Source organism: Halobaculum sp. CBA1158, from assembly GCF_021431925.1.
Lineage (GTDB): Archaea > Halobacteriota > Halobacteria > Halobacteriales > Haloferacaceae > Halobaculum.
The window spans coordinates 82,081-100,819 of the sequence record NZ_CP090373.1 but is presented as its reverse complement, the minus strand read 5'-3'; the positions used below and the strand labels follow the sequence as shown (position 1 = coordinate 100,819).

Annotated in this window: 21 protein-coding genes, 1 tRNA gene and 1 pseudogene; 8 read left to right on the top strand and 15 right to left on the bottom strand. The window is 58.1% G+C overall.

Translation table 11 applies throughout. The annotated features are described in order from the left end of the window. Positions 1 to 52 precede the first annotated feature (52 nt). The 3 genes from Hbl1158_RS16680 to Hbl1158_RS16670 all read right to left on the bottom strand — a co-directional run bounded on the left by Hbl1158_RS16680 (position 53) and on the right by Hbl1158_RS16670 (position 1,772). The gene (locus tag Hbl1158_RS16680; RefSeq protein WP_092635601.1) at positions 53 to 238 is read right to left on the bottom strand and encodes a hypothetical protein; all 186 of its coding nucleotides are present in this window, start codon (positions 236 to 238) and stop codon (positions 53 to 55) included. 86 nt (positions 239 to 324) lie between these two features. Continuing rightward, positions 325 to 1,620: a transposase gene (locus Hbl1158_RS16675; protein WP_234299816.1), complete on the bottom strand. Its 1,296-nt coding sequence runs from the start codon at positions 1,618 to 1,620 to the stop codon at positions 325 to 327. Further along, positions 1,617 to 1,772 (bottom strand): DUF2080 family transposase-associated protein, encoded by a 156-nt coding sequence (locus tag Hbl1158_RS16670; RefSeq protein WP_234299815.1) that lies wholly within the window; start codon positions 1,770 to 1,772, stop codon positions 1,617 to 1,619. Before Hbl1158_RS16670 ends, Hbl1158_RS16675 begins: the two co-directional genes overlap by 4 nt. Positions 1,773 to 1,825: 53 nt before the next feature. Here Hbl1158_RS16670 and tnpA point away from each other — a divergent pair, with 53 nt between their 5' ends. Beyond that, the gene (gene tnpA / locus Hbl1158_RS16665; RefSeq protein WP_234299814.1) at positions 1,826 to 2,224 is read left to right on the top strand and encodes an IS200/IS605 family transposase; all 399 of its coding nucleotides are present in this window, start codon (positions 1,826 to 1,828) and stop codon (positions 2,222 to 2,224) included. A 106-nt stretch (positions 2,225 to 2,330) separates the two neighbouring features. Here the strand turns inward: tnpA and Hbl1158_RS16660 are convergent, their stop codons facing one another. Beyond that, complete coding sequence (locus tag Hbl1158_RS16660) at positions 2,331 to 3,083, bottom strand: hypothetical protein (RefSeq protein ID WP_234299813.1); 753 nt, start codon at positions 3,081 to 3,083, stop codon at positions 2,331 to 2,333. Between the two features lie 103 nt (positions 3,084 to 3,186). Further along, the gene (locus tag Hbl1158_RS16655; protein WP_092635597.1) at positions 3,187 to 3,750 is read right to left on the bottom strand and encodes a plastocyanin/azurin family copper-binding protein; all 564 of its coding nucleotides are present in this window, start codon (positions 3,748 to 3,750) and stop codon (positions 3,187 to 3,189) included. Positions 3,751 to 3,848: 98 nt separating this feature from the next. Between Hbl1158_RS16655 and Hbl1158_RS16650 the strand changes: the two genes are divergently transcribed. From Hbl1158_RS16650 to Hbl1158_RS16640, 3 genes are all read left to right on the top strand, one after another. Beyond that, positions 3,849 to 3,923 (top strand) — tRNA-Glu (locus Hbl1158_RS16650). 588 nt (positions 3,924 to 4,511) lie between these two features. Next, a complete protein-coding gene (locus Hbl1158_RS16645; RefSeq protein WP_234299812.1) occupies positions 4,512 to 5,723 on the top strand; it encodes a hypothetical protein in 1,212 nt (403 codons plus the stop codon). Between the two features lie 55 nt (positions 5,724 to 5,778). Next, entirely contained in the window at positions 5,779 to 5,961 is a 183-nt protein-coding gene (locus Hbl1158_RS16640; RefSeq protein ID WP_234299811.1) for a hypothetical protein, read from the top strand. A 63-nt stretch (positions 5,962 to 6,024) separates the two neighbouring features. Here the strand turns inward: Hbl1158_RS16640 and Hbl1158_RS16635 are convergent, their stop codons facing one another. After that, positions 6,025 to 8,397, bottom strand: a complete 2,373-nt coding sequence (locus Hbl1158_RS16635) for a cation-translocating P-type ATPase (RefSeq protein WP_234299810.1) — start codon at positions 8,395 to 8,397, stop codon at positions 6,025 to 6,027. Between the two features lie 362 nt (positions 8,398 to 8,759). On the opposite strand from Hbl1158_RS16635, the gene Hbl1158_RS16630 reads away from it, so the two are divergent. Further along, positions 8,760 to 9,056: a helix-turn-helix transcriptional regulator gene (locus Hbl1158_RS16630; protein ID WP_234299809.1), complete on the top strand. Its 297-nt coding sequence runs from the start codon at positions 8,760 to 8,762 to the stop codon at positions 9,054 to 9,056. A gap of 53 nt (positions 9,057 to 9,109) precedes the next feature. Beyond that, positions 9,110 to 9,997 (top strand): hypothetical protein, encoded by an 888-nt coding sequence (locus Hbl1158_RS16625; protein ID WP_234299808.1) that lies wholly within the window; start codon positions 9,110 to 9,112, stop codon positions 9,995 to 9,997. Positions 9,998 to 10,318: 321 nt separating this feature from the next. Here the strand turns inward: Hbl1158_RS16625 and Hbl1158_RS16620 are convergent, their stop codons facing one another. Continuing rightward, on the bottom strand, positions 10,319 to 12,601 hold the full coding sequence (locus Hbl1158_RS16620; RefSeq protein ID WP_234299807.1) for a copper-translocating P-type ATPase: 2,283 nt from the start codon (positions 12,599 to 12,601) through the stop codon (positions 10,319 to 10,321). A gap of 149 nt (positions 12,602 to 12,750) precedes the next feature. Beyond that, positions 12,751 to 12,948 carry a heavy metal-associated domain-containing protein gene (locus Hbl1158_RS16615; protein ID WP_179908285.1) on the bottom strand — a complete coding sequence of 66 codons (198 nt, stop codon included), beginning with the start codon at positions 12,946 to 12,948 and terminating at the stop codon, positions 12,751 to 12,753. Between the two features lie 131 nt (positions 12,949 to 13,079). On the opposite strand from Hbl1158_RS16615, the gene Hbl1158_RS16610 reads away from it, so the two are divergent. Further along, positions 13,080 to 13,679, top strand: a complete 600-nt coding sequence (locus tag Hbl1158_RS16610) for an AsnC family transcriptional regulator (protein WP_157687661.1) — start codon at positions 13,080 to 13,082, stop codon at positions 13,677 to 13,679. A 57-nt stretch (positions 13,680 to 13,736) separates the two neighbouring features. Here Hbl1158_RS16610 and Hbl1158_RS16605 read toward each other — a convergent pair whose 3' ends face one another. Beyond that, positions 13,737 to 14,111, bottom strand: coding sequence for a hypothetical protein (locus Hbl1158_RS16605; RefSeq protein ID WP_234299806.1), 375 nt, complete (start codon positions 14,109 to 14,111; stop codon positions 13,737 to 13,739). A gap of 6 nt (positions 14,112 to 14,117) precedes the next feature. On the opposite strand from Hbl1158_RS16605, the pseudogene Hbl1158_RS16600 reads away from it, so the two are divergent. Then, a pseudogene (locus Hbl1158_RS16600) lies at positions 14,118 to 14,864 on the top strand (permease); the annotation flags it as partial. Between the two features lie 30 nt (positions 14,865 to 14,894). Here the strand turns inward: Hbl1158_RS16600 and Hbl1158_RS16595 are convergent. From Hbl1158_RS16595 to Hbl1158_RS16570, 6 genes are all read right to left on the bottom strand, one after another. Further along, complete coding sequence (locus tag Hbl1158_RS16595) at positions 14,895 to 15,290, bottom strand: hypothetical protein (protein ID WP_157687657.1); 396 nt, start codon at positions 15,288 to 15,290, stop codon at positions 14,895 to 14,897. 139 nt (positions 15,291 to 15,429) lie between these two features. Next, complete coding sequence (locus Hbl1158_RS16590) at positions 15,430 to 15,783, bottom strand: SHOCT domain-containing protein (protein ID WP_092565384.1); 354 nt, start codon at positions 15,781 to 15,783, stop codon at positions 15,430 to 15,432. A gap of 6 nt (positions 15,784 to 15,789) precedes the next feature. Continuing rightward, positions 15,790 to 16,206 (bottom strand): DUF302 domain-containing protein, encoded by a 417-nt coding sequence (locus Hbl1158_RS16585; protein WP_157687656.1) that lies wholly within the window; start codon positions 16,204 to 16,206, stop codon positions 15,790 to 15,792. Between the two features lie 95 nt (positions 16,207 to 16,301). Beyond that, positions 16,302 to 16,658, bottom strand: a complete 357-nt coding sequence (locus Hbl1158_RS16580) for an SHOCT domain-containing protein (RefSeq protein WP_157687655.1) — start codon at positions 16,656 to 16,658, stop codon at positions 16,302 to 16,304. Positions 16,659 to 16,716: 58 nt separating this feature from the next. Then, entirely contained in the window at positions 16,717 to 17,013 is a 297-nt protein-coding gene (locus tag Hbl1158_RS16575) for a hypothetical protein (protein ID WP_157687654.1), read from the bottom strand. A gap of 229 nt (positions 17,014 to 17,242) precedes the next feature. Continuing rightward, entirely contained in the window at positions 17,243 to 18,658 is a 1,416-nt protein-coding gene (locus Hbl1158_RS16570) for a multicopper oxidase family protein (RefSeq protein WP_234299805.1), read from the bottom strand. Between the last annotated feature and the right edge of the window lie 81 nt (positions 18,659 to 18,739).

The following is an 18,739-nucleotide window of genomic DNA, read 5'->3' as shown; positions in this document are numbered from 1 at the left end:
GGGAGCTAACGTGGACCCCCACCCGCCGGATTTCGGCTACTGGATCGGCCTGTTACGGACTGGCGCGGAACTCGCCGTGTTTCATCCCGAAGAAGAACGCGATGACCGAGAAGACGATCATCGAGGGCAGAACCATCATAAAGACTGTCGAGGAGGTCATCACGGTCGTGAGCGCAATCGCTGCGACGGCGACAATTACGACGAGAGGAGCCACCGAGCGCACGAAGTCGAATTCCATATGTACTGTTGTGACCGGATAGACAAAACCGTTAACAAAGTGAACCACCTCGGGGTCAAGCCCCGAGGCCTCTGTCTTCCCGCAGTTTAGTCTGACACTCCCGCCGTCCTCGACGCCACACCCCGAGATGGGTCACGGTCGTCTCGAACGGACGAGCGGGTTGCGGTCGGGGCGTCCACGGCCCCCGATGCCTGCCGTCGCACCTTCCGAACTTGTGGAAGGCTGTTGAGAGCAGGCACATTCCAATCTTGATGCTTCTTGATGCCTTTCACGGAAATGTTGACGCTTGCGCCTCGGTCGCTGTGGTCTTGATGGGAACAGTCCTTACACTTGAACCGCTTCTTGTTCCGATTCGCACGCTCCGTGTGCCCACACATCGGACACCGCTGGCTCGTGTACTCGGGATTAATCCATCTGGTCGGAATGCCCTCGAACGACGCCTTGTACGACGTGTAGTATTGCAGAGCGCGGAACGGGAGGTGGTGCAAGCGTCGGTTCATCCGTGTGCCGTAGTCGATACTGTCGCGCATCTCTTTGAGGTCTTCAAAGACGATGCACGGCCTCTCGAACTGCTGAGTCCACTCCACGATGTGCCGAGACACTTTGTGGAGTCGGTCACGGACGAACCGTTCCTCACGCCCTTCCAGCGTGTCGTGTATGCTGTCCTTCCCCGCGTTCTGGACGCGCTTCCGCATCGTGAAGTAGCGATGGCGCTCGAACTTGATTTCGGGGAAGTCGATGACCAGCGTGTCTTCGACGCCATCCTCTGAGAGTGCGGTGAGGGCCACGTTGTCCTCGTTCACGTCCACGCCGACGACCGTCCGTGAGTCTTGCTTGTCTCGAACGGTCTGCTCGGTATTGCGGATATTGACGTGGAGTTCCGGTTCACCGTCACACCACAGCGTCTCGGACGTTGTGACCTTCCACTCGTCGCTTTTGAGCGCGGTCTTGAGGAGGTCGAGGTGGGCATCACTTCCATCAAGGACGCCCTTGACGTGGTTGTACGGCTTCGCGCTGATTCGGAACGCCACATCGCCTTCATCGGTGAGCGAAAGATTGTAACCCTCCGAGAAGTTCGCCCGAAGCGGGTACGTGCCGTCCTTTGTGTGGCTGGGTTTGCCGAAGTCGTCGTACTCGTAGTAGTTCTCCATCGCCCCGAGTGCCTTGGCAACGATGCGTTGGGTCGTGTTCTTTACGAGGTCGGCATCGTCTTCGAGGCGCGTGGAAATCGAGTCCCAGTCTACGCCCCCTTTGGCGAGCCGGGTGGTTTCATTGTACACTCGGCGGGCTTCGAGCGTGGCGTCGTACAACAGGCCCTCGTTGTCACTCTGGATGTTGAGATGGAAATCCAGCGTCTTGACGAGGCCCTGCGAGTTGTTCATTCTCCGTCTTGTCCGGTGGGTTCTGAGATTCGGACGACTTTCACGTCCGCGCCACGCCAACGCTTGGGGACGGTGACGTGGGCGCTGTTCCCGAACGGTTTGACCTCGCCGTCCAGAACTTCCTCGCCGTCGATTTCAAATCGATTCCCCATACCTGTGTATATCCTTTGGATATACTTAACTGTGTTGATGTAGTGTGTTCGATATGGGCGAGAAGCGGTCAAATCACACGGTGTACAACGTCAACTACCACTTCGTGTGGTGTCCGAAGTATCGTCACTCGATACTCGAACCAATTGAGAACTCGTTGGAAGCGAGTTTCAGCGACGTATGCGACGAGTACGGCTACGAGATACTGTCGTTACACATCTCGCCCGACCACGTACATCTGTTTCTTTCCGCTCACCCGAAGCACGCACCGAGCGAGATTGTTCGGACGGTCAAGAGCGTCACGGCCCGGAAGATGTGGGAACAGCACGAGTCGTTCTTGGAGAAGTATCTGTGGGGCAGTGGGTTCTGGGAACGTTCGTACTACATCGGGACTGCGGGAACCGTCTCAACTGAGACGATTGAACGGTACATTGAACGAACAGAACACGTCTAAGTGTCGGCTTCACCCTCGGGGTCAAGCCCCGAGGCACTCGTCTTGCTTTCTCTGTAGATTTGCTGGAAACCGGCACTGACGACTGGGTAAGAGGTGAAAGAGGGAACTACTCATATTGGGAAATAATCTCCAAGATATCGACAAACGTCGCCAATACCGGATAATCAACCTCCAGATCTTCATAGAGATACGAACAGAGGTCAGTGTAGGCATCCACGTCTGCCGACCGATCGATTCGATGAGCGTGGATTTCCTCCTGCCGTTGCTGGATCCAACTCTTACATTCATCATTCAATGTGTGAAGCGTCTCGTATCTGTCGGTCAGTTCAGTATCTGAGATCCCCTGTAATTCCGTCGAATCAAATTCTGCTATCGCCTCTCGAATCTCTTGAACTGTAGATTGCGCGTCTTTGAGCGTATTGAATTCGTCTTCGAGAGTTTCTAGAAAGACCCGACGGTTGTCAATACACTGCTGTGCAGCCTCGAGGAGTCGTTGTTTGATGAGCGGTGAGAACGTAGTCGCTTCCGAGATCAGAACCAGTACATCGACCCCGAATTCGGCGCTGAGGCTCGCCTCGAACGAATCACCGTACACGTCGCCGTAGTGGTCGACCGCCATCACAGTATCATGATACCACAGCTCGATGGTATCACGGACCGATTTCTCTTCGGGTGTAAGGTTCTGATTCACTCCAACAACTGACCGTTCGAACCGTAGAGTCTGTGTTTCGACGGTCTGAATACGCTGGCGAAAGCGTTTGAAGGCTTGACACTCGCGTTCGACCTCGCGTCGTTCTTGTCGAACACTATCGAGAGCAGCATCCGTGTATGTCGGCCACGGGCCTTGTGCGAGCGTCATCGATAGCGTATGTCTCCATACTGTAGGTCCGAAGCAGAGTCAATGTCGTTCATATGGTGTTCAAGCGAATCCAGAGCGCACAGCTCGCAGTATACGCGGCCGCCTATCCGGAGAACGAGCTGTACGAGACGCTGCCTTGATCGACGATGGTCTGGCTTTCGGGAACGTCTCCGTCCGGCGGCATACTCCCCTCGGCGGGACCGCCGGGTTCGCCGACGACGATCCGGCCGACCATCCCTAGGGTCTTGTGCGGGATACAGAAGTAATCGTACGTCCCTGTGGTCTCGAACGTGTGCTCGTACGTTGCGCCCTGTTCACTCAGCGTTTCGCTATTGAACGTTTCTGCGCTTTCGGGAATCCGATTTACCGAGGCTGAACTCGTTCCCTCTTTGTAGGCGGTTGCCGAGTGGCTCCCGCTCTGGATTTCGAATGTCACAGTTTCCCCAGATTCGATGAACAGGCCGATGGGATCGAAATAATACTCGCTCCCTTCGGTGACCATCATGACGGTATTCGAGTCTCCTGACCCACCAGCTGTCTCCTGCGTTTCAGTCGTGGTCGGCTCACCGCCACCGTCTCCGTTCCCCGAACTACTGCATCCGGCGAGACCAGTTACGCCACCTGTAGCGAGAATTCCAGCCGTCTTGAGAATCTGTCGACGCTCCATACCACAGTATCAAAGACCCCAAGATAAGGGGAAACGGCGGATTCCCACTGAGTAGGACACCGGCCGTATTTGAAGTACTGAGGCCCCGAGTTAGAGATGCTCCGTTGGTGTAGCTCGGCCAATCATCTCGGCATCTCACGCCGAGGACCGAGGTTCAAATCCTCGACGGAGCATTCCCCATTCGTTCCACTGCTCTACTCATAATCCTCACAGATGGCTACCGCACAACAAGGAACCGAGGAACACATTTTAACCCGCTATACCTCCGTAGAGATCGGTACAATCACCAGTCCGTGTCTGATTGTTCTTGCCACCGCAACGGTTGTATACAGCTGGCCACCGGCTGTTCTCGGATGGTTTGTATCCGGCTTACTCGGACTTCTTGTCGCCGTAGCTTCCGGTCGGACGTCAGCAATCAAGCCCAGTCTCATCAAGTGGCCCCGGCCTGAGTCGAGAGGCGATTTAGCGGTGAATGCGATCGCATACAACGGCATCTTGATTATTAGCACCGTCCTCGGGCAAATCGTGTGGACAGCAGCGAATAGTCTCCTACTCGCTGCAGGAGTTGGGGCCGTTCTTCCGGTCTGGTTCCTCAAGCACATACAGTTGCTCGTGTTTCTGGACGGCGAGTGAATTCACCGCGCCGGTCATACTTTCGGAGGAGGAAAATTCCACACCCAGCATAAGCCAACGACAGTCAAATCCAGAATATGAGAGGTGAATCAGTCAGGTAGAAGTGGCTCCCTGTCCAAGACAGAATAATGTCACCAGAAGAGCGTCAACCACGTGGGGACCCCTCCCGTGGACAGACCTCTCGAATCGGGTCTTTTCGGCCACTCTCTATACTTCTCGCCGCGATTGGTACGCTCACTCAGGTTCCCGTCGCGTCCGCCCACGGTACAGCCGGAAGCGGTGGACTCTCGCAAGGACACGGTATAATTATTGCTTTCGTTGGTGCCGTTATTCTCGGTGGATTCATCCTTCTCAAACGGACAGATCGGATCACAGCGACAACCGCTCTGTACGGCGTGTTCGCCGGTATCGCTATTACTGCGCTTGGAGCCGTACTCTTCGAAGGGCTCTCCCCAGATCCGACATATACTGCGAGTTCGATGCCGTTCCCCCGGGCGTGGTATCAGCCACTGGCCCTGCTGAGTGGCTTGGGAATCATGGTCGCGAGCTTCGTCGTTGGGTGGCTCCGCTGGCCATCGCGACCACGGTACACGTTCCTCGGCATCCTCATGGGATTGTGGATTTCGTACCCTTACCTCCTTCCAGGACTGGCAAGCGATACGCATCCACTCGGGTACGCCATCGTCCTCGGCACGCCACTCCTGGTCGGGTATGTCGTCTGGAAGGACGCAGGGAGTGTCATTCGCGCAGTCATGCGTGATCCGGTTGCGCGTCGCTTCGGAATCGGCGTCGGTGTCGTATTAGCTCTCTTTTTCGTCTCGATAACGGGGTACCTCTCGTTGTTCCCCGAGGAGGGCTTCCCTGAGGAAGTGACAGTCGTCGTTCTGCCCGCAATCTATCAGCTAGTATCGTGGCCGACGCTCGAAATCGCGATTCCGCATCTCCCGTTCATACATATCCCGTTCTTCCTGGCCGTGTCACCCGGTCAGGTCATCGTTGTCGGAATGCTAAGCGCACTCATCGGGTTGAACGCCGCTCTCATTGCCCGTCACTGGCGTGTCGAGGAACGAGCCGGCATGACCGAAGGAACCGCCGGGAGTGCTGCAATCGTCGGGACGTGTACCTGTGGGTGCTGTGGGCCACTCGTCGCGAAGATCGCGGTACTTGCTGCCGGACCATCGATTGCCGCCCCCCTCTACTGGGTGTTCGTCGATTCGGCCTCGCCGCTCAGTGCAGTATTCATCGTAGGAAGCTTCGTCCTCTTCACCGGGAGCCTGATCTACTCGGTCCAAGCAGCCCGACAGCCCGATCAATCGGCCGCCATCATCCCCGCCGACTGAGGTGAGGTATCTACCGTGAGAACACAGCACCCGGGGTGGACGAATATCTCAAGATATGAAGAGGAAACGTCGACAGTACGTGTTTTTGGGACTGGCAGCAGTATTAATCGTCGTCGGCACACTCGGAACCGGCTTCCTCCCATCGACCCCGTTCTACCAAGTCCTCTCTGGAGGCATCATCGTCGCGGGCTTTGCGGTCGGGTACGCGGGCCTCGGTGCCTTCGAATTTCTCGAATGAAGCGATAGGACCCGTCTTCACCCGGTTACAGCAGGTATTTGCCGCTTCGCGGGATTTGATCCGCTACTCGTGAAGCAGGTCTCGGAACGAGTTCGCCGCGAGGAGACCGCCGGTCGCCACGACCGCACCCATCGCGAACACCGGATTCAGCAACCCCGTCGCTGCGAGGGGCATCGTGACTCCATTGTAGAGCAGCGCCAGCCCGTTGTTCTGTCTGACACGCCGACGAGCTGCATCTGCGAGGTCGAACGTCGTCTCCACCGCCGCGAGGTCATCATCGACGATAGAAATATCCGCGGCATCGGACGCGAGTGCTGTCCCCCCACCGAGGGAGATTCCCAGATCTGCTGTCGCTAGGGCCGGGGCATCGTTCGTCCCATCACCGACCATCGTAACCTGCCCACGAGACTGTAACCGCCGGATCGTCGCGGTCTTGCCTGCCGGCGGGACCCCCGCGAACACGTGATCGACGGCAGGATGGCTGTCGAGAAAGTCAGTAGCAGCCTCGCCATCACCGGTCAGAACGACGATCTCGATGTCACGGTCACTCAGTTGCGTGAGTGTGTCATCCCAGCTCGGGCGGGGTTCATCGCCCACGACGATGACGCCCTCTGCATGGCCGTCACGACCGACGACGACCGGAAGGTGACCGGCCGTTCGTGCCTCTGCGGCACGCGTCTCGATCTGCTCGCTCACCGACCACCCGAGTTCCGCGAAGAGATCGAGGTTTCCGACGAGAACGCGCGTGTCCTCGACGACTCCCTCGACGCCAGTCGTGTGGCTCGTGAACTCGGTGATGTGCTCTGCGTGCTCGTGCTCACTTCCATCGGTAACACCCCCATCAGCTCTCGAGCGATCGTCCTCCTGATTCCCGTGTGCAAACGTATTCACGATTGCGTCGGCCGCTGGGTGGGATGCTCGCTGTTCGAGGGCCGCGACGATTTCAAGCAGATCCGACGGTGCATCCGCCTCGAGGACATCCATCTGACCGGTCGTGAGAGTCCCCGTTTTGTCAAAGACGACGACGTCAACGTTCCGAAGGCGCTCGAAGACTGTCTCGTCGAAGATGACGATGCCCCGCTCTACCGCTTGTTCGATACTGGTTGCCACCGAGAGCGGGGTTGCCAGGCCAAGTGCCCACGGACACCCAACCAAGAGAACCACCAGCGCCGTCAGGACGGCGACGGGAATCCCCGTCCCCACCAGAAGCGACCCCACTCCGGCGAGTACCGCCCCACCGACGACGACCGGGATGATGACTGACGCGAGCCGATCGGCCTGCCGCTGGACGCCGTGATCCCCACTCTGGAGATTCCAGACAGAGGTGATGAGGCGATCGATACTACTGGTTGTCCTATCGCTCACTGTGAGAACAGCAGCACCATTTGTGACGACTGCCCCGCCGACGACCTCGTCTCCCGCTTGCTTCGATACCGGGAGCGACTCGCCTGTCACGATCGCTTCGTCGACCGTACACTCACCCTCAGCGAGAACTCCATCGACCGGGATTCGTTCGCCCTCACGGACGAGGACCCGCTCCCCGGCTTTCAGGTCATGAACATCGACCGTCGTCGTCCCATTGGCGCCGTACCGCCTGGCTTCGGTGACGTGAGAGATAGTAAGATTCGTCAGGCGATCCATCGCTCGCTGCTTGCTCAGTGATTCATAGAAGATGGCGGCCACCACACTCGCGGCAACCACAATCGTGAGGTCGTAGAAGACGTCGAGCCGACCGAGGAGAAAGGCGATTGTACTGTACACGTAGGCACTCACAACGGTGAGTGCGACAAGCAGGTCCGTGTTCGGCTGTCGCATCTTCAGACTGACATACGCACCCTGTAACAGCGGCAGGCCGGTGAACACGAGGACGACACCCGTCAGAACGAGAAAGAGCGGCAGGATCAACAGGCCATCTCCACCGCCGATCCCGGACGCACTCGCGTACATATCGAGTGTCCCCTCACCAAAGAACGACGAGAGCTGCGCCGGATAGAGGAGGACCGCATACGGGAGGAGCATGAACGTCCCGAAAATGACGCCAGCAGCGTAACGGAATCCCAGCACCTCGTCAATGCCTCGTTCATTCGGCTCGTCAGACCGCCGTGACTGTCCGATTACAGTCGGTGCGTCATCACTCCCTCCAGCACGGAGGGTTGCCGAATAGCCGAGTGTACTCAGGGTATCACAGAGAGTGTCCATCGAGATGCGGTCAGGGTCGTATGTGATACAGACCGTCTCGGTAACGTAGCTTGCTGCCGCATCGACGACACCTTCGCAATCCTTGGCGACCGATTCGAGGAATCCCTCACACGTCGCACAGTGCATCCCGTCGACTTGGAGGAAGACACGGTCCTCAGCTCCTGATCGATGCATGGCTGCCTCTCGCTCGTGCGTTCCAGACTCAGGCTTGTGTATAATATCGTCCGTCGGAGCCATCCGACTGTGATCTCCATCGCTACCGAGCACTCGATGGACGTTTCGACATCCATCACAGCAGAAGACGATGTCGTCTTCAGCTACGTCTCGATCATCGGGGACAGTCCCCCCACAAAGCGCGCATGTGGAAGATAGCGATTGAGATGGAGACACAATTGATTACCACCATCTGATAGTCGGCCGATCACAGCCACGGAACCTCAACGGCGACCTCAGCCGAAGGGACATTACCGGTGATACAGATGCCTCGATATTAAACGCTGTTCGGTGACGAGTATATTAGTTGATACCCTTGGTCCGAATCACCGCCTCTGAGTACCAGAGAGAACATATGCCACCCCTCAAAAATAGGGAGCACACGGATGCACGATCTAACTGGGTTCCAGCGGGACATCTTGTACGTGATCGCCGGGCTCGAGGAACCACACGGGCTCGCAGTAAAGGCCGAACTTGACGACTACTACGAACAAGAGATCAACCATGGACGGCTCTATCCAAACCTCGACGACCTCGTCGGCAAAGGCCTCCTGGAGAAAGGTGAACTCGACAAACGGACGAACGTGTACACGGTCACACAACGCGGAGTGCGGGAGATCGAGGCGCGACGTGAGTGGGAAAGCCAGTATTTAGAAGACGTGAACGCACCCACCCAGTCGTAGAATCAACATACAAGCGGGACTGCTTTACCCACTTCGCACGAATACACATTGAAATGGCTCGGCTCGTCTTCTATCATCACCCACAGGCCGAGAATTTCTCACTCAAATATAGTTCGGCATCGGTAGCAGAAATCCGGTCTCAGCGAGAGCAATCCGATGAGTCGACGAAACTCATCGGATACCCCTTCGAGACACCGGTCTATGTCCTCTACGAAGGCGAATCAGAGATCGAATCAGCCCAAGATATTGACTTCGATCAGGAATGGCTGAGCGACCGTATTCGTGACCTCCCTCGTCCTGGGCAAGTTGTCGCCTTCCGGTTAGTGGAATTGCTCGAAGCTGCTGTCGATGTTCGAGATGAGGATGAGTTTCGGCTTTACAAGGAGTTCGAACCGCAGAAGATACAACAGGCACTTGATCACGTATCCTGGGGAGCATCAGTTCCTGAAGTCGCCGGCGAAGTGATGTCGAATTTGATTCTCCGACATTCCCTCCCGAATGCGAATCATCGAACTGGCATCGCGATGCTACAATTCTGTATTGAGAGTGTAGATTCGAATTTTTCGATGCCACGAACGCACGTCGACGACGATACCTGGCGAGAGTGGGTCGATCCCTACATCGTGGATTCCAAACGGCTCATCACGGTCCGCCGGAACAACCTCCGTTTCAAGCAGCTCGAAGACCTAGACGTCAACCTCGTCGAACGGAAAGACGGGATCCAAATTCGATTAGCCGAGTTCGAGCTGGATATGCATTGGCGAGATGCCCTTTCGAAGTACGCTGAGCAGCATGAATCCCACTGTACGGACTTCGCACAGGCAGTCCTCAAACGTGCAGAGCGGGACGATCTGCTCGACTGTCAAGGACCAACGAAACAAGAGTTCATCACGTATCTGGAGGACGGACTCATCGAACGGGACTTCAGAGAAATGTTCTGATCAGTCGCGAAGCTCGGCGACCGACTGACCGACCTCACGGACGTGTTCACTTCGCTCGAGGTCGAGTTCCTCGGCGAGGTAGTCAACCGTCTCTTCGAGGCTCATATCGGGAAGAAGTCCGTCAAGCGGTATAAACCTAGTGCTGGCGTAGCTATGTGGCCCATCAGAGGAAGCGTCTGTGTATACCGAACTTCGTACTCCTCGGGAAAACTGTGGAATCAGTGACCGCATAGCGATACTCACCGAAATTACACAGTGCCGCCAGTTGCTGACCACCAACCGAACTCAATTGAAAGAAGCTCCGAAGCGATCGGGCGCGTTTCAGTCTGCAGGTTGTGCGTCAGTCGCTGGTGTCCCGCCTGGAAGCTCGGGGATGGACAGGTCCACGCGGCGGAGCAGCTGGGCGTTGATCGCGACGATCACCGTACTCAGCGACATCAGGAGCGCACCCACAGCGGGGGAGAGCAGAATCCCGATCGGTGCCAAGACGCCTGCTGCGAGCGGAATCGCGAACACGTTGTACCCGGCGGCCCAGACGATGTTCTCCTGCATCTTCCGATAGCTCGCCTTACTGAGCTTCACCAGCCGAACGACGTCCATGGGGTTGTTCTGGACGAGGATGACGTCGGCCGACTGGACTGCGACGTCGGTGCCGCTCCCGATCGCGATGCCGACGTCGGCCCGCGTCAGCGCCGGCGCATCGTTCACGCCGTCGCCGACCATCCCCACCAGCTTCCCCTGGTCCTGGAGCTCCTGGACTTTCTCGTCTTTGTCTTCGGGGAGGACCTCCGCGAACACCGTGCCGATGCCCAGTTCGTCGGCGACGGCGTTGGCGACGTCCTGGGAGTCCCCCGTCAGCATCGCCACCTCGATACCCAGATCGTGGAGCGCGTCGACGACGCGGAAACTCTCCTCGCGGATCACGTCGGCCATCGCGAAGGCGGCAATTAGCTCTCCGTCACGAACGAGATACACCACTGTCTGGGCGTTCTGTCCGGCCTCGTCAGCGAAGCGCTGGAGATGGTCGGGGATCTCGCTATCGAGCTGGGTCAACAGGTTCGGCCCACCGACGTACACCTCGTTTCCGTCGACGTTCGCGCGAACCCCTCGGCCTTTGATCGCCTCGAAGGCGGTCGCGTCGGGAGTAGTTAGGTCTCGCTCGTCGGCGGCCTCGCGAATCGCTCGCGCGATCATGTGCTCGGAGTCGCTCTCGACGGCTGCCGCCAGCCCGAGCGCGTCGTCCTCGTCGACGCCGTTGACGGTCGCCATATCCACGACGCCGTGTTCGCCCTCGGTGAGCGTCCCTGTCTTGTCGAAGATGATCGCGTCAAGGTTCCGCGCATCCTCCATCGCGATGCGGTCGCGAACGAGCATCCCGTTCTGAGCGGCGAGCGACGTGTTGATGGCGACGACCAGCGGGATGGCGAGCCCGAGAGCGTGTGGGCAGGCGATGACGAGTACCGTGACGACGCGTTCGATGACGGTCACGTCGAACGAGACCGCGACGGTCCACGCAATCCCCGTCACGACTGCCGCCCCGAGCGCGACGTAGAACAGCCAGCCGGCCGCCCGGTCGGCCAGTACCTGCGTCTTGGACTTGCTCTGCTGGGCTTCCTCGACGAGACGCATGATGCCCGCGAGTGTCGTCTCCTCACCCGTCGCGCCAACACGGACGCGGAGACTACCATCGCCGTTGATGGTGCCGCCGATGACCTCGTCACCGGGCTCCTTCGAGACGGGCTTGGACTCGCCCGTGATCATCGACTCGTTGACGTCCGAATCGCCCTCCTCGACGGTGCCGTCAGCAGGGACACTCGCGCCCGGCCGGACGAGCACGAGGTCGCCTTCCGAGAGCTCACTGACGGGGACTTCCTCGGTGTCTCCATCATCAGTAATTCGCTCTGCGGTGTCGGGCATCAGCTTCGCCAGCTCGTCGACCGCGCTCGAGGCACGGCGCACCGACCGCATCTCGATCCAGTGCCCCAGCAGCATGATGTCGATCAACGTCACGAGCTCCCAGAAGAACGCCGACTGCGTCGGGAATACTACGCTCGCGAGACTGTAGACGAACGCGACCGAGATGGCCATCGAGATCAACGTCATCATCCCCGGCGACCGATCTTTCAGCTCCGGCACTGCCATCTTGAGGAACGGGACCCCACCATACGCGAAGACGATGACCGCGAAGACGGGGTTGATCCATTCGCTCCCCGGGAATGCCGGGACGGAGAACCCGAGCCACTCCTGTAGCATTTCGCTGTACAGGAGGACGGGAATCGACAGGAGCGTCGAGACGAAGAAGCGCCGCCGGAACATCTGCTCGTGGCCTTCGTGCATCCCGCCATGGCCCTCGCCGTGTCCCTCGTGGGAATCGTGGCCGTGGCCGTCGCCCTCGTGGCCGGCGTGCTCGTGCTGCTCGTGGGACGCCATCTCACCTGCCGCAGTGTGGTGAGCCTCGTCCTCCAGTAGCTCCTGTTCTACCCCTTCCTCGTCAGATTCCGCGACCGCTTCATCGAGGTCGCCGTGTTCGTGCTGGTGACTGGTGGTGTCCTGCTGGTCCTCTCCGCCCTGGGAATTCTCAGCTGTATCTTTGTGGTCGTCCATAGGTCATGTTCTCTATTGAGGTGGTTCCGCCGGCTTCCTGAAAGTTCGGTCCCTGAAACCGTACAACAGGGTCAAGGTGGGCAAACTCCGAAGAGAACGGTGGACCGTTCACCCAGGAGCGTGATGTGCTATCCCCAGAGATACACTACTTAGGCGTGGGCAGTGTAACCGGCGTCTTCGACAGCCTCAACGAGGACCGAGGCGTCGGCGTCACCATCCACCTTCGCCTGTTCAGCTTCCCGGTCTGCGGTCGCGTCGGTCACACCAGGTATCTCTTGAAGCGTTTCTTCTACTGTCTGTTCACAGTGGCCACAGGTCATCCCCTCAACGCTGATGGTCGTCGTCATACGTATGAATGTATGTCCTCCTCCCTTTAGCGGATTTCTCCTTCGATAGGCTGGTATGAGGTTCGGTTTGACTTTAGAATCAAAACAGAGATGGTCGTGATTCTTTAGTTACTCGCCAACGGCGTGCTACTATGCGCGACTTGGACGAAACTGACCTCGAGATTATTCAGCTACTGATGTTGGACGCTCGTCGACCGTATAGTGAGATCGCAGATGTTGTAGACCTCTCAGCGCCAGCTGTGTCGGACCGAGTCGAACGGCTACAAGAGATGGGAATTATTAATCGGTTCACGCTTGACGTCGATCGCTCACAGCTCCGCGGCGGAATTCCGGTCCTGATTACGCTCGATGTCGAATCAGCCAGCCATAGCGCTGCATCGATCAAAGACGATCTCATCGACGAAGGCGCCATCGAACACGTATTTACCACCGCCGAAGCGGACCTAGTCCTGTACGCCAGAGTTCCAGATACAGACATCGCAAGCTGGCTTGCGGATACCATCGACACCGGAGCAGTCGACGACTTTGAGGTAACGCTTCTCGCAGGCGCTAACTGGGCACCAGAATTGGGGGAAACGGAGTTCGCGCTCTCCTGCGCTCAGTGTGGAAATACAGTTGACAGTGAAGGAACAGCCACCCGCATCGATGGAGAGCTGTACCAGTTCTGTTGTCCATCGTGTGAGGCTCGGTTTGAGGAGAAGTACGAGCAACTCCGAGAAGAGGCTGACTGATTCGGGATTACGCGCCGCGCTTCATGACTTCTCCCTCGACTTTGGTCGTTGGAGAAGTCACTCGACGTCCGTCGCCTGATAGAAGACCAGCACGCCGATTACGAGGAGGGCGACGGTATATGCGACGGCACCGCCGAAATCCCACACGTCGATGCTCGACGTGAATGCCGCGTCGAAGAGCGCGTTCGTCGCGTAGTGGCTCGGCAGTAGTTTCGTCCACTCAGGCGCGTCGGTCGCGAGCGGATTCTGGAACAGGAGGACGTCGACCATCGGCGAAAACAGCATCACGTACACCCCGCCCAATCGACCCAACACGATGCCGACAACAACGCCGAGGATACCGTACGTGAGCCCGACCAGCAGCGTCGCGGCGACGAACGGAACGGTCGATTCGGGCGTAAACGCGAACACGGCGACGACAACCGACGCCATCGTGACGACGTCGATCCCGAGGAGACGGACTACTCCATCGAACACGATGGCCAGACGTACTACTTCTGTTCACAGTCCTGCAAGGACTCCTTCGACCCGGAAGCGGCGAACACCTCTATCCCGGAGAAGGCGACCTCATGGTCGGGGTGGAAGTCGCTCGCGGACAAACAGTGGAAAGAATGGGCGATGTTGTGGGATGAAATCGCTATCGGGTTCATCTTCGCCGGCCTCATTGCCGGGTTCATCCCCGAATCAGTCTGGACGAGCGTCTTTTCCGGAGCCACGTTCGGCTTGCCGGTGTACGTCCTCTGGACGGCTGCACTGGGGGCGATTATTGGTGTCGTCACCTTCGTCTGTTCGGTCGGGAATGTCCCGTTCGGCACCGTTCTCTGGACACGGGGGCTGCCATTCGGATCGGTGCTCTCGTACATCTTCGCTGACCTCATCGTCCCCCCGATCATGAAAGCCTACGACGAGTACTACGGAACGACGTTCGCGGCGGTGCTGTCTCTGATGATCTTCGTCGCTGCAGTTATCGTCGGGTTCGTGATTCACTTCCTCTTCCTGAGCGTTGGCCTCATCCCCTCGCGGGCTGCCGCCGAGGTTGCCGAGGTATCCATCGAACTCAACTACAAGCTCGTGTTGAACGTCCTCGCGACGGTGTTCTTCCTGTTCCTCTACTGGCTCCACAAACAGGACTCGGTGAGTGGCGGGGAACCCAGTAGTGAAGACCACGCGACGATGATGAACTGACGCTTGGCCAGCTGTCGATAGCGGGTAGGCTCAGGTATCGTTGTGGCGCTCTCTGTACGTCTTCGCTGCGAAAAAGACGTATAGTGCGCCGATAGCTCGAACGGCCGATTTGAATCGCTCGTTCCATTCGATCGACTCCGGACGCTCGTACAGGAACGCGGTGGCAAATCTCCGATACAGATCGGGAAACAGGAGGACGATCGCGCCGAACAGGCCGGTAAGATTCATTAGCCACGTGTATGCCCGCCCGTTAAAGAGGGAAATCGCAGCTATCAGAACGCCCTCCGACCGGACTGCTGGACGTACCCACCCTCTCACCGTTCCCTCGCTTGGATTCGCAATCGCGAGTTTCTCGAAGAGCTCGACGATTTCGTCCGGGAACAGCGCTGAGAGAGCGCCAAGGACACCCACGAGTGTTCGAATCATACGATATGGTAGGACCGGTACGGACATAATTCCCGCTGCGGTCCTATCTGGCGAGAACGAGGGAAGTCCGAACAGTACCAGCTTCGAGCCGGGAACGAGATGCAAAAAGGAGTAACTGCGTGTGTACCTTAGCGGACGGTCACTCTGATTGTTCGAGTTTGTTTCGGCGGGATTCGAACTCTTCGTCCGTGAGATCGCCACGGGCGTACGCCAGACGTAATTCTTCCATCGCGGGATTGTCAGAGGTTTGTGTTTTGCTTACCCGTCTGAAGAGGAGATAGCCCCCGCCAAGAAGCGCAACGAGGAAGACGAGTGGAACAAGCATTCCGATAACGGGCCACCAGCCGCCGGTACTACCGTACTGGCCCATCATTCCCCCGTATCCCATCATCCCGCCGAAGCCCATCCCCATCATGAGCAACGGAAGGAGGATGAACGCTCCGAGGATCAGTAGCAGTATCGTCGTTGTGTCCAGTTGATTCGATGAAGCCATCGACGATCAGGCCTCCGACGCGGGGTCGAACTCGTCTCTAACAGCTGCCAGTACACGATCAAATCGCTCGGTGACCTCAGTTGCGATGGGATCAAGCGCGTCGTTATCAGCAATCCCGACCAACTGCTCCGGATCGACCGCACTCACCACGATGTCGCCGTCATCAGTCTCATAGACGATGACGTTACAGGGCAAGAGCGCACCAAGCTCGATTTCCTCGGTTAACCCTTCGTATGCTAGCGGAGGGTTACACGCACCGAGGATGCGATACTGACGGAACTCTTCGCCAAGCTTCTCCTTGAGTGTCGCCTGAATGTCGATATCACAGAGGACACCGAATCCCTCGTCCGTGAGTGCAGCGTTCGTTGCATCAACGACGTCGTCGAATTCGCCAGCGACTGTGGTCTGTATTGTGTATTCCATGGAATATCATACCCCGTCCGCGGGGTTAACCGTTGGGTGCCCAACAGCAATTGTTGGGGAGGGCAGTGTTTCGGCTGGAACAGCAGCCGTTCCGATCATCCGGTACGTTCGAGCTGTTTTCGCCGCCGTTCGAATTCATCGTCGTCGATCTCGCCACGGGCGTACCGCTTGCGTAGAACCGACAACGACTGCTCATCGTTCCCACCGGATCCTCGGTTGAGGAGCGCATAGACGAGGTAGAGCGGAACGGCGATGAGGAGTCCCATCCAGAGGAGTCCCCAGAGCCCCATCGCTCCGCCGAAGAGGCCCCAGCCGCTTCCGCCCATCATCCCGCCGCCATAGCTCCCGCCGCCGTGGGCGGAAGCCGTTCCAGTCGCCGCGACCAGCAGCGGGATGGCGAGGATCGCGAGGCGGCGAGCAGTGCGTCCGAGATGAGTGGTAAGTTGCGTCATTATCCTGAGTTGGTGAACCGTGGTTGTCGTTTGAAGCAATCGAAACGGTCAGAGGCCGTCAGCAGTGGCCCTGCCCGTACATCCCGCCGTTGTAGTCGTTGTCAGCCATGTCTTGGCCCATCTCGTCGACGGTCACACCCATGTGCGTCTCCATCCACTCGACGCTACCAGGGCCCATGTGCTCGGTCATCTGCGCCTCCATCCAAGCAGCCCAGTCATCAGCGGTAGCGTTGTCCGTGGGCGCGTCGTCAGCTGTCGTGTCGGTACCGTGTGCGCTGACCACGGGGGAGGCGACCACGAGTCCGACGAGAGCGAGCGCCACGAGCAGCCAGCCGCCGAGTTTGAAGTTGGTCATTGTCTTTCTCCTCGGTTACTCGTAGGACCGCTCGGGAGTTATGACGATGGGCGTGAACTCACGCAGGAGAACGTTCGAGAACGTGTATACAGCGTTTTAATCGTGTTTCAGAAACAAGAGCGTTCATCCGGCTCGAATTCGCCGGGATGGCACTCAACGCCTCGTTCGGAACGGAACTAAGACCACACGGGCCACAGATTGATCAACCAGAAATCGAGTCTCAACCCACTCATTCGACGTATTCCACAACACGCGCCATCCCCGCATCGAGGTGGTACAGATTGTGACAGTGGAACAACCACCGACCGGGGTTATCCGCGTGGAAGTCCAGTGTCACCTGTCCTCGATGTCCAGGGACCATAACCGTGTCTTTGATCGCGTTGCCGACCTGGAAGAAGTGGCCGTGAAGGTGCATCGGATGGATGACCGGGCTCTGATTGGTCATCCGAATTCGGACGTGTTCCCCAGGCCGAATCTGAAGCGGGTCGGCATCCGGATAGGCTTGTCCGTCTATCGTCCACGTGTAGGACTGGTTTCTACCGCGAGAGAGCGTCAGATCGAACGTCCGGTCGGGATCTCCACTCACACCGTCGAGCGAGGAGAGTGCTTGCAGGTCGCCGTATTCCAATCTGTTACTCGAAGATGATGGAGGCTGTGGAGTGCTCGAACCGTCAGTGGATTCATACTCAACGACAGCTCTGGCCGGTGGTTCGTTCCCGTCGAGTGCGTTCGCCTGAACGAACCATCGCCCCGGGTTCGTCGCTTCCACGACGACATCGTACCGTTCACCAGCACCAAAAACGAACGAGTCGGCCTCAACCGGTTCGACGGGCTGGCCATCGGCGTGGGTCACCGACATCTCGTGTCCAGCGATTCGCACACCGAAGACTGTCGCACTGCCGGCATTCACGAACCGAAAGCGAATCCGATCGCCCTCCGTTACGTCGAACGTCGGGGGATTCTCGGGCAGTTGACCGTTGATCAAAAGCCCCTCGTATGGCGGTCGAACGTCTCCCATCATTCCACCCATTCCACCGCCACCCATCCCACCGTCCGACGGAAGACGAGGTTCTCCAGAGAGGTAATCGTCGAGCACGACGACGTACTCGCGGTCGTACTCGACGTGTGGGTCACGTTCTTCAACGATCAGAGGGCCGAGTAATCCACGATCGAGTTGGAGTCCGACGTGGCTGTGGTAAAAATACGTCCCAGCGGGTTCAGCACGGAACTTGTATGTGAATGTATCACCGGATGCAACCGGCTCTTGCGTCACGTTCGGGACGCCGTCGACCGGATTCGCAACAGGAATCCCGTGCCAGTGAATCGTCGTCTCCTCCTGCAGGTCATTAGCCAGTTCTACGCTGAGCACGTCACCCTCCTGCACGCGCAACTCTGGGCCCGGATACTGTCCATCGTATAGCCACGTAGTCGTCGACGTATCCGAAGCTGGTCGAATGGTCCCAGACGTCGCAGTGAGGCTGACCGATGTATCTGGATCAGCTGTGACAGTTGGACGAGGGGTCACCGCACGACCCCCACCATCGTCGGTGCCTGGTAGCGGACTGGCACACCCCGCAAGCGCTCCGAGAGTCGAGATCCCCGATAATTGGAGGAGTTTACGGCGAGAAAGTCCCGAGGAGGTCATTGCCTTTGTTTTCGCGGTCAGCGAGTAAAGGCCTCGCGATGAGAGACGTTCATACGGCCATCCTCGTTCCGAGTTTAGGCC

Excerpts from the sequence above, each read along its gene's own strand:
- Hbl1158_RS16680 (WP_092635601.1), bottom strand. The coding sequence starts at position 238 with ATGGAATTCGACTTCGTGCGCTCGGTGGCTCCTCTCGTCGTAATTGTC.
- Hbl1158_RS16675 (WP_234299816.1), bottom strand. The coding sequence starts at position 1,620 with ATGAACAACTCGCAGGGCCTCGTCAAGACGCTGGATTTCCATCTCAAC.
- Hbl1158_RS16670 (WP_234299815.1), bottom strand. The coding sequence starts at position 1,772 with ATGGGGAATCGATTTGAAATCGACGGCGAGGAAGTTCTGGACGGCGAG.
- tnpA (WP_234299814.1), top strand. The coding sequence starts at position 1,826 with ATGGGCGAGAAGCGGTCAAATCACACGGTGTACAACGTCAACTACCAC.
- Hbl1158_RS16660 (WP_234299813.1), bottom strand. The coding sequence starts at position 3,083 with ATGACGCTCGCACAAGGCCCGTGGCCGACATACACGGATGCTGCTCTC.
- Hbl1158_RS16655 (WP_092635597.1), bottom strand. The coding sequence starts at position 3,750 with ATGGAGCGTCGACAGATTCTCAAGACGGCTGGAATTCTCGCTACAGGT.
- Hbl1158_RS16645 (WP_234299812.1), top strand. The coding sequence starts at position 4,512 with ATGTCACCAGAAGAGCGTCAACCACGTGGGGACCCCTCCCGTGGACAG.
- Hbl1158_RS16640 (WP_234299811.1), top strand. The coding sequence starts at position 5,779 with ATGAAGAGGAAACGTCGACAGTACGTGTTTTTGGGACTGGCAGCAGTA.
- Hbl1158_RS16635 (WP_234299810.1), bottom strand. The coding sequence starts at position 8,397 with ATGGCTCCGACGGACGATATTATACACAAGCCTGAGTCTGGAACGCAC.
- Hbl1158_RS16630 (WP_234299809.1), top strand. The coding sequence starts at position 8,760 with ATGCACGATCTAACTGGGTTCCAGCGGGACATCTTGTACGTGATCGCC.
- Hbl1158_RS16625 (WP_234299808.1), top strand. The coding sequence starts at position 9,110 with ATGGCTCGGCTCGTCTTCTATCATCACCCACAGGCCGAGAATTTCTCA.
- Hbl1158_RS16620 (WP_234299807.1), bottom strand. The coding sequence starts at position 12,601 with ATGGACGACCACAAAGATACAGCTGAGAATTCCCAGGGCGGAGAGGAC.
- Hbl1158_RS16615 (WP_179908285.1), bottom strand. The coding sequence starts at position 12,948 with ATGACGACGACCATCAGCGTTGAGGGGATGACCTGTGGCCACTGTGAA.
- Hbl1158_RS16610 (WP_157687661.1), top strand. The coding sequence starts at position 13,080 with ATGCGCGACTTGGACGAAACTGACCTCGAGATTATTCAGCTACTGATG.
- Hbl1158_RS16605 (WP_234299806.1), bottom strand. The coding sequence starts at position 14,111 with ATGGCGTCGGTTGTCGTCGCCGTGTTCGCGTTTACGCCCGAATCGACC.
- Hbl1158_RS16595 (WP_157687657.1), bottom strand. The coding sequence starts at position 15,290 with ATGATTCGAACACTCGTGGGTGTCCTTGGCGCTCTCTCAGCGCTGTTC.
- Hbl1158_RS16590 (WP_092565384.1), bottom strand. The coding sequence starts at position 15,783 with ATGGCTTCATCGAATCAACTGGACACAACGACGATACTGCTACTGATC.
- Hbl1158_RS16585 (WP_157687656.1), bottom strand. The coding sequence starts at position 16,206 with ATGGAATACACAATACAGACCACAGTCGCTGGCGAATTCGACGACGTC.
- Hbl1158_RS16580 (WP_157687655.1), bottom strand. The coding sequence starts at position 16,658 with ATGACGCAACTTACCACTCATCTCGGACGCACTGCTCGCCGCCTCGCG.
- Hbl1158_RS16575 (WP_157687654.1), bottom strand. The coding sequence starts at position 17,013 with ATGACCAACTTCAAACTCGGCGGCTGGCTGCTCGTGGCGCTCGCTCTC.
- Hbl1158_RS16570 (WP_234299805.1), bottom strand. The coding sequence starts at position 18,658 with ATGACCTCCTCGGGACTTTCTCGCCGTAAACTCCTCCAATTATCGGGG.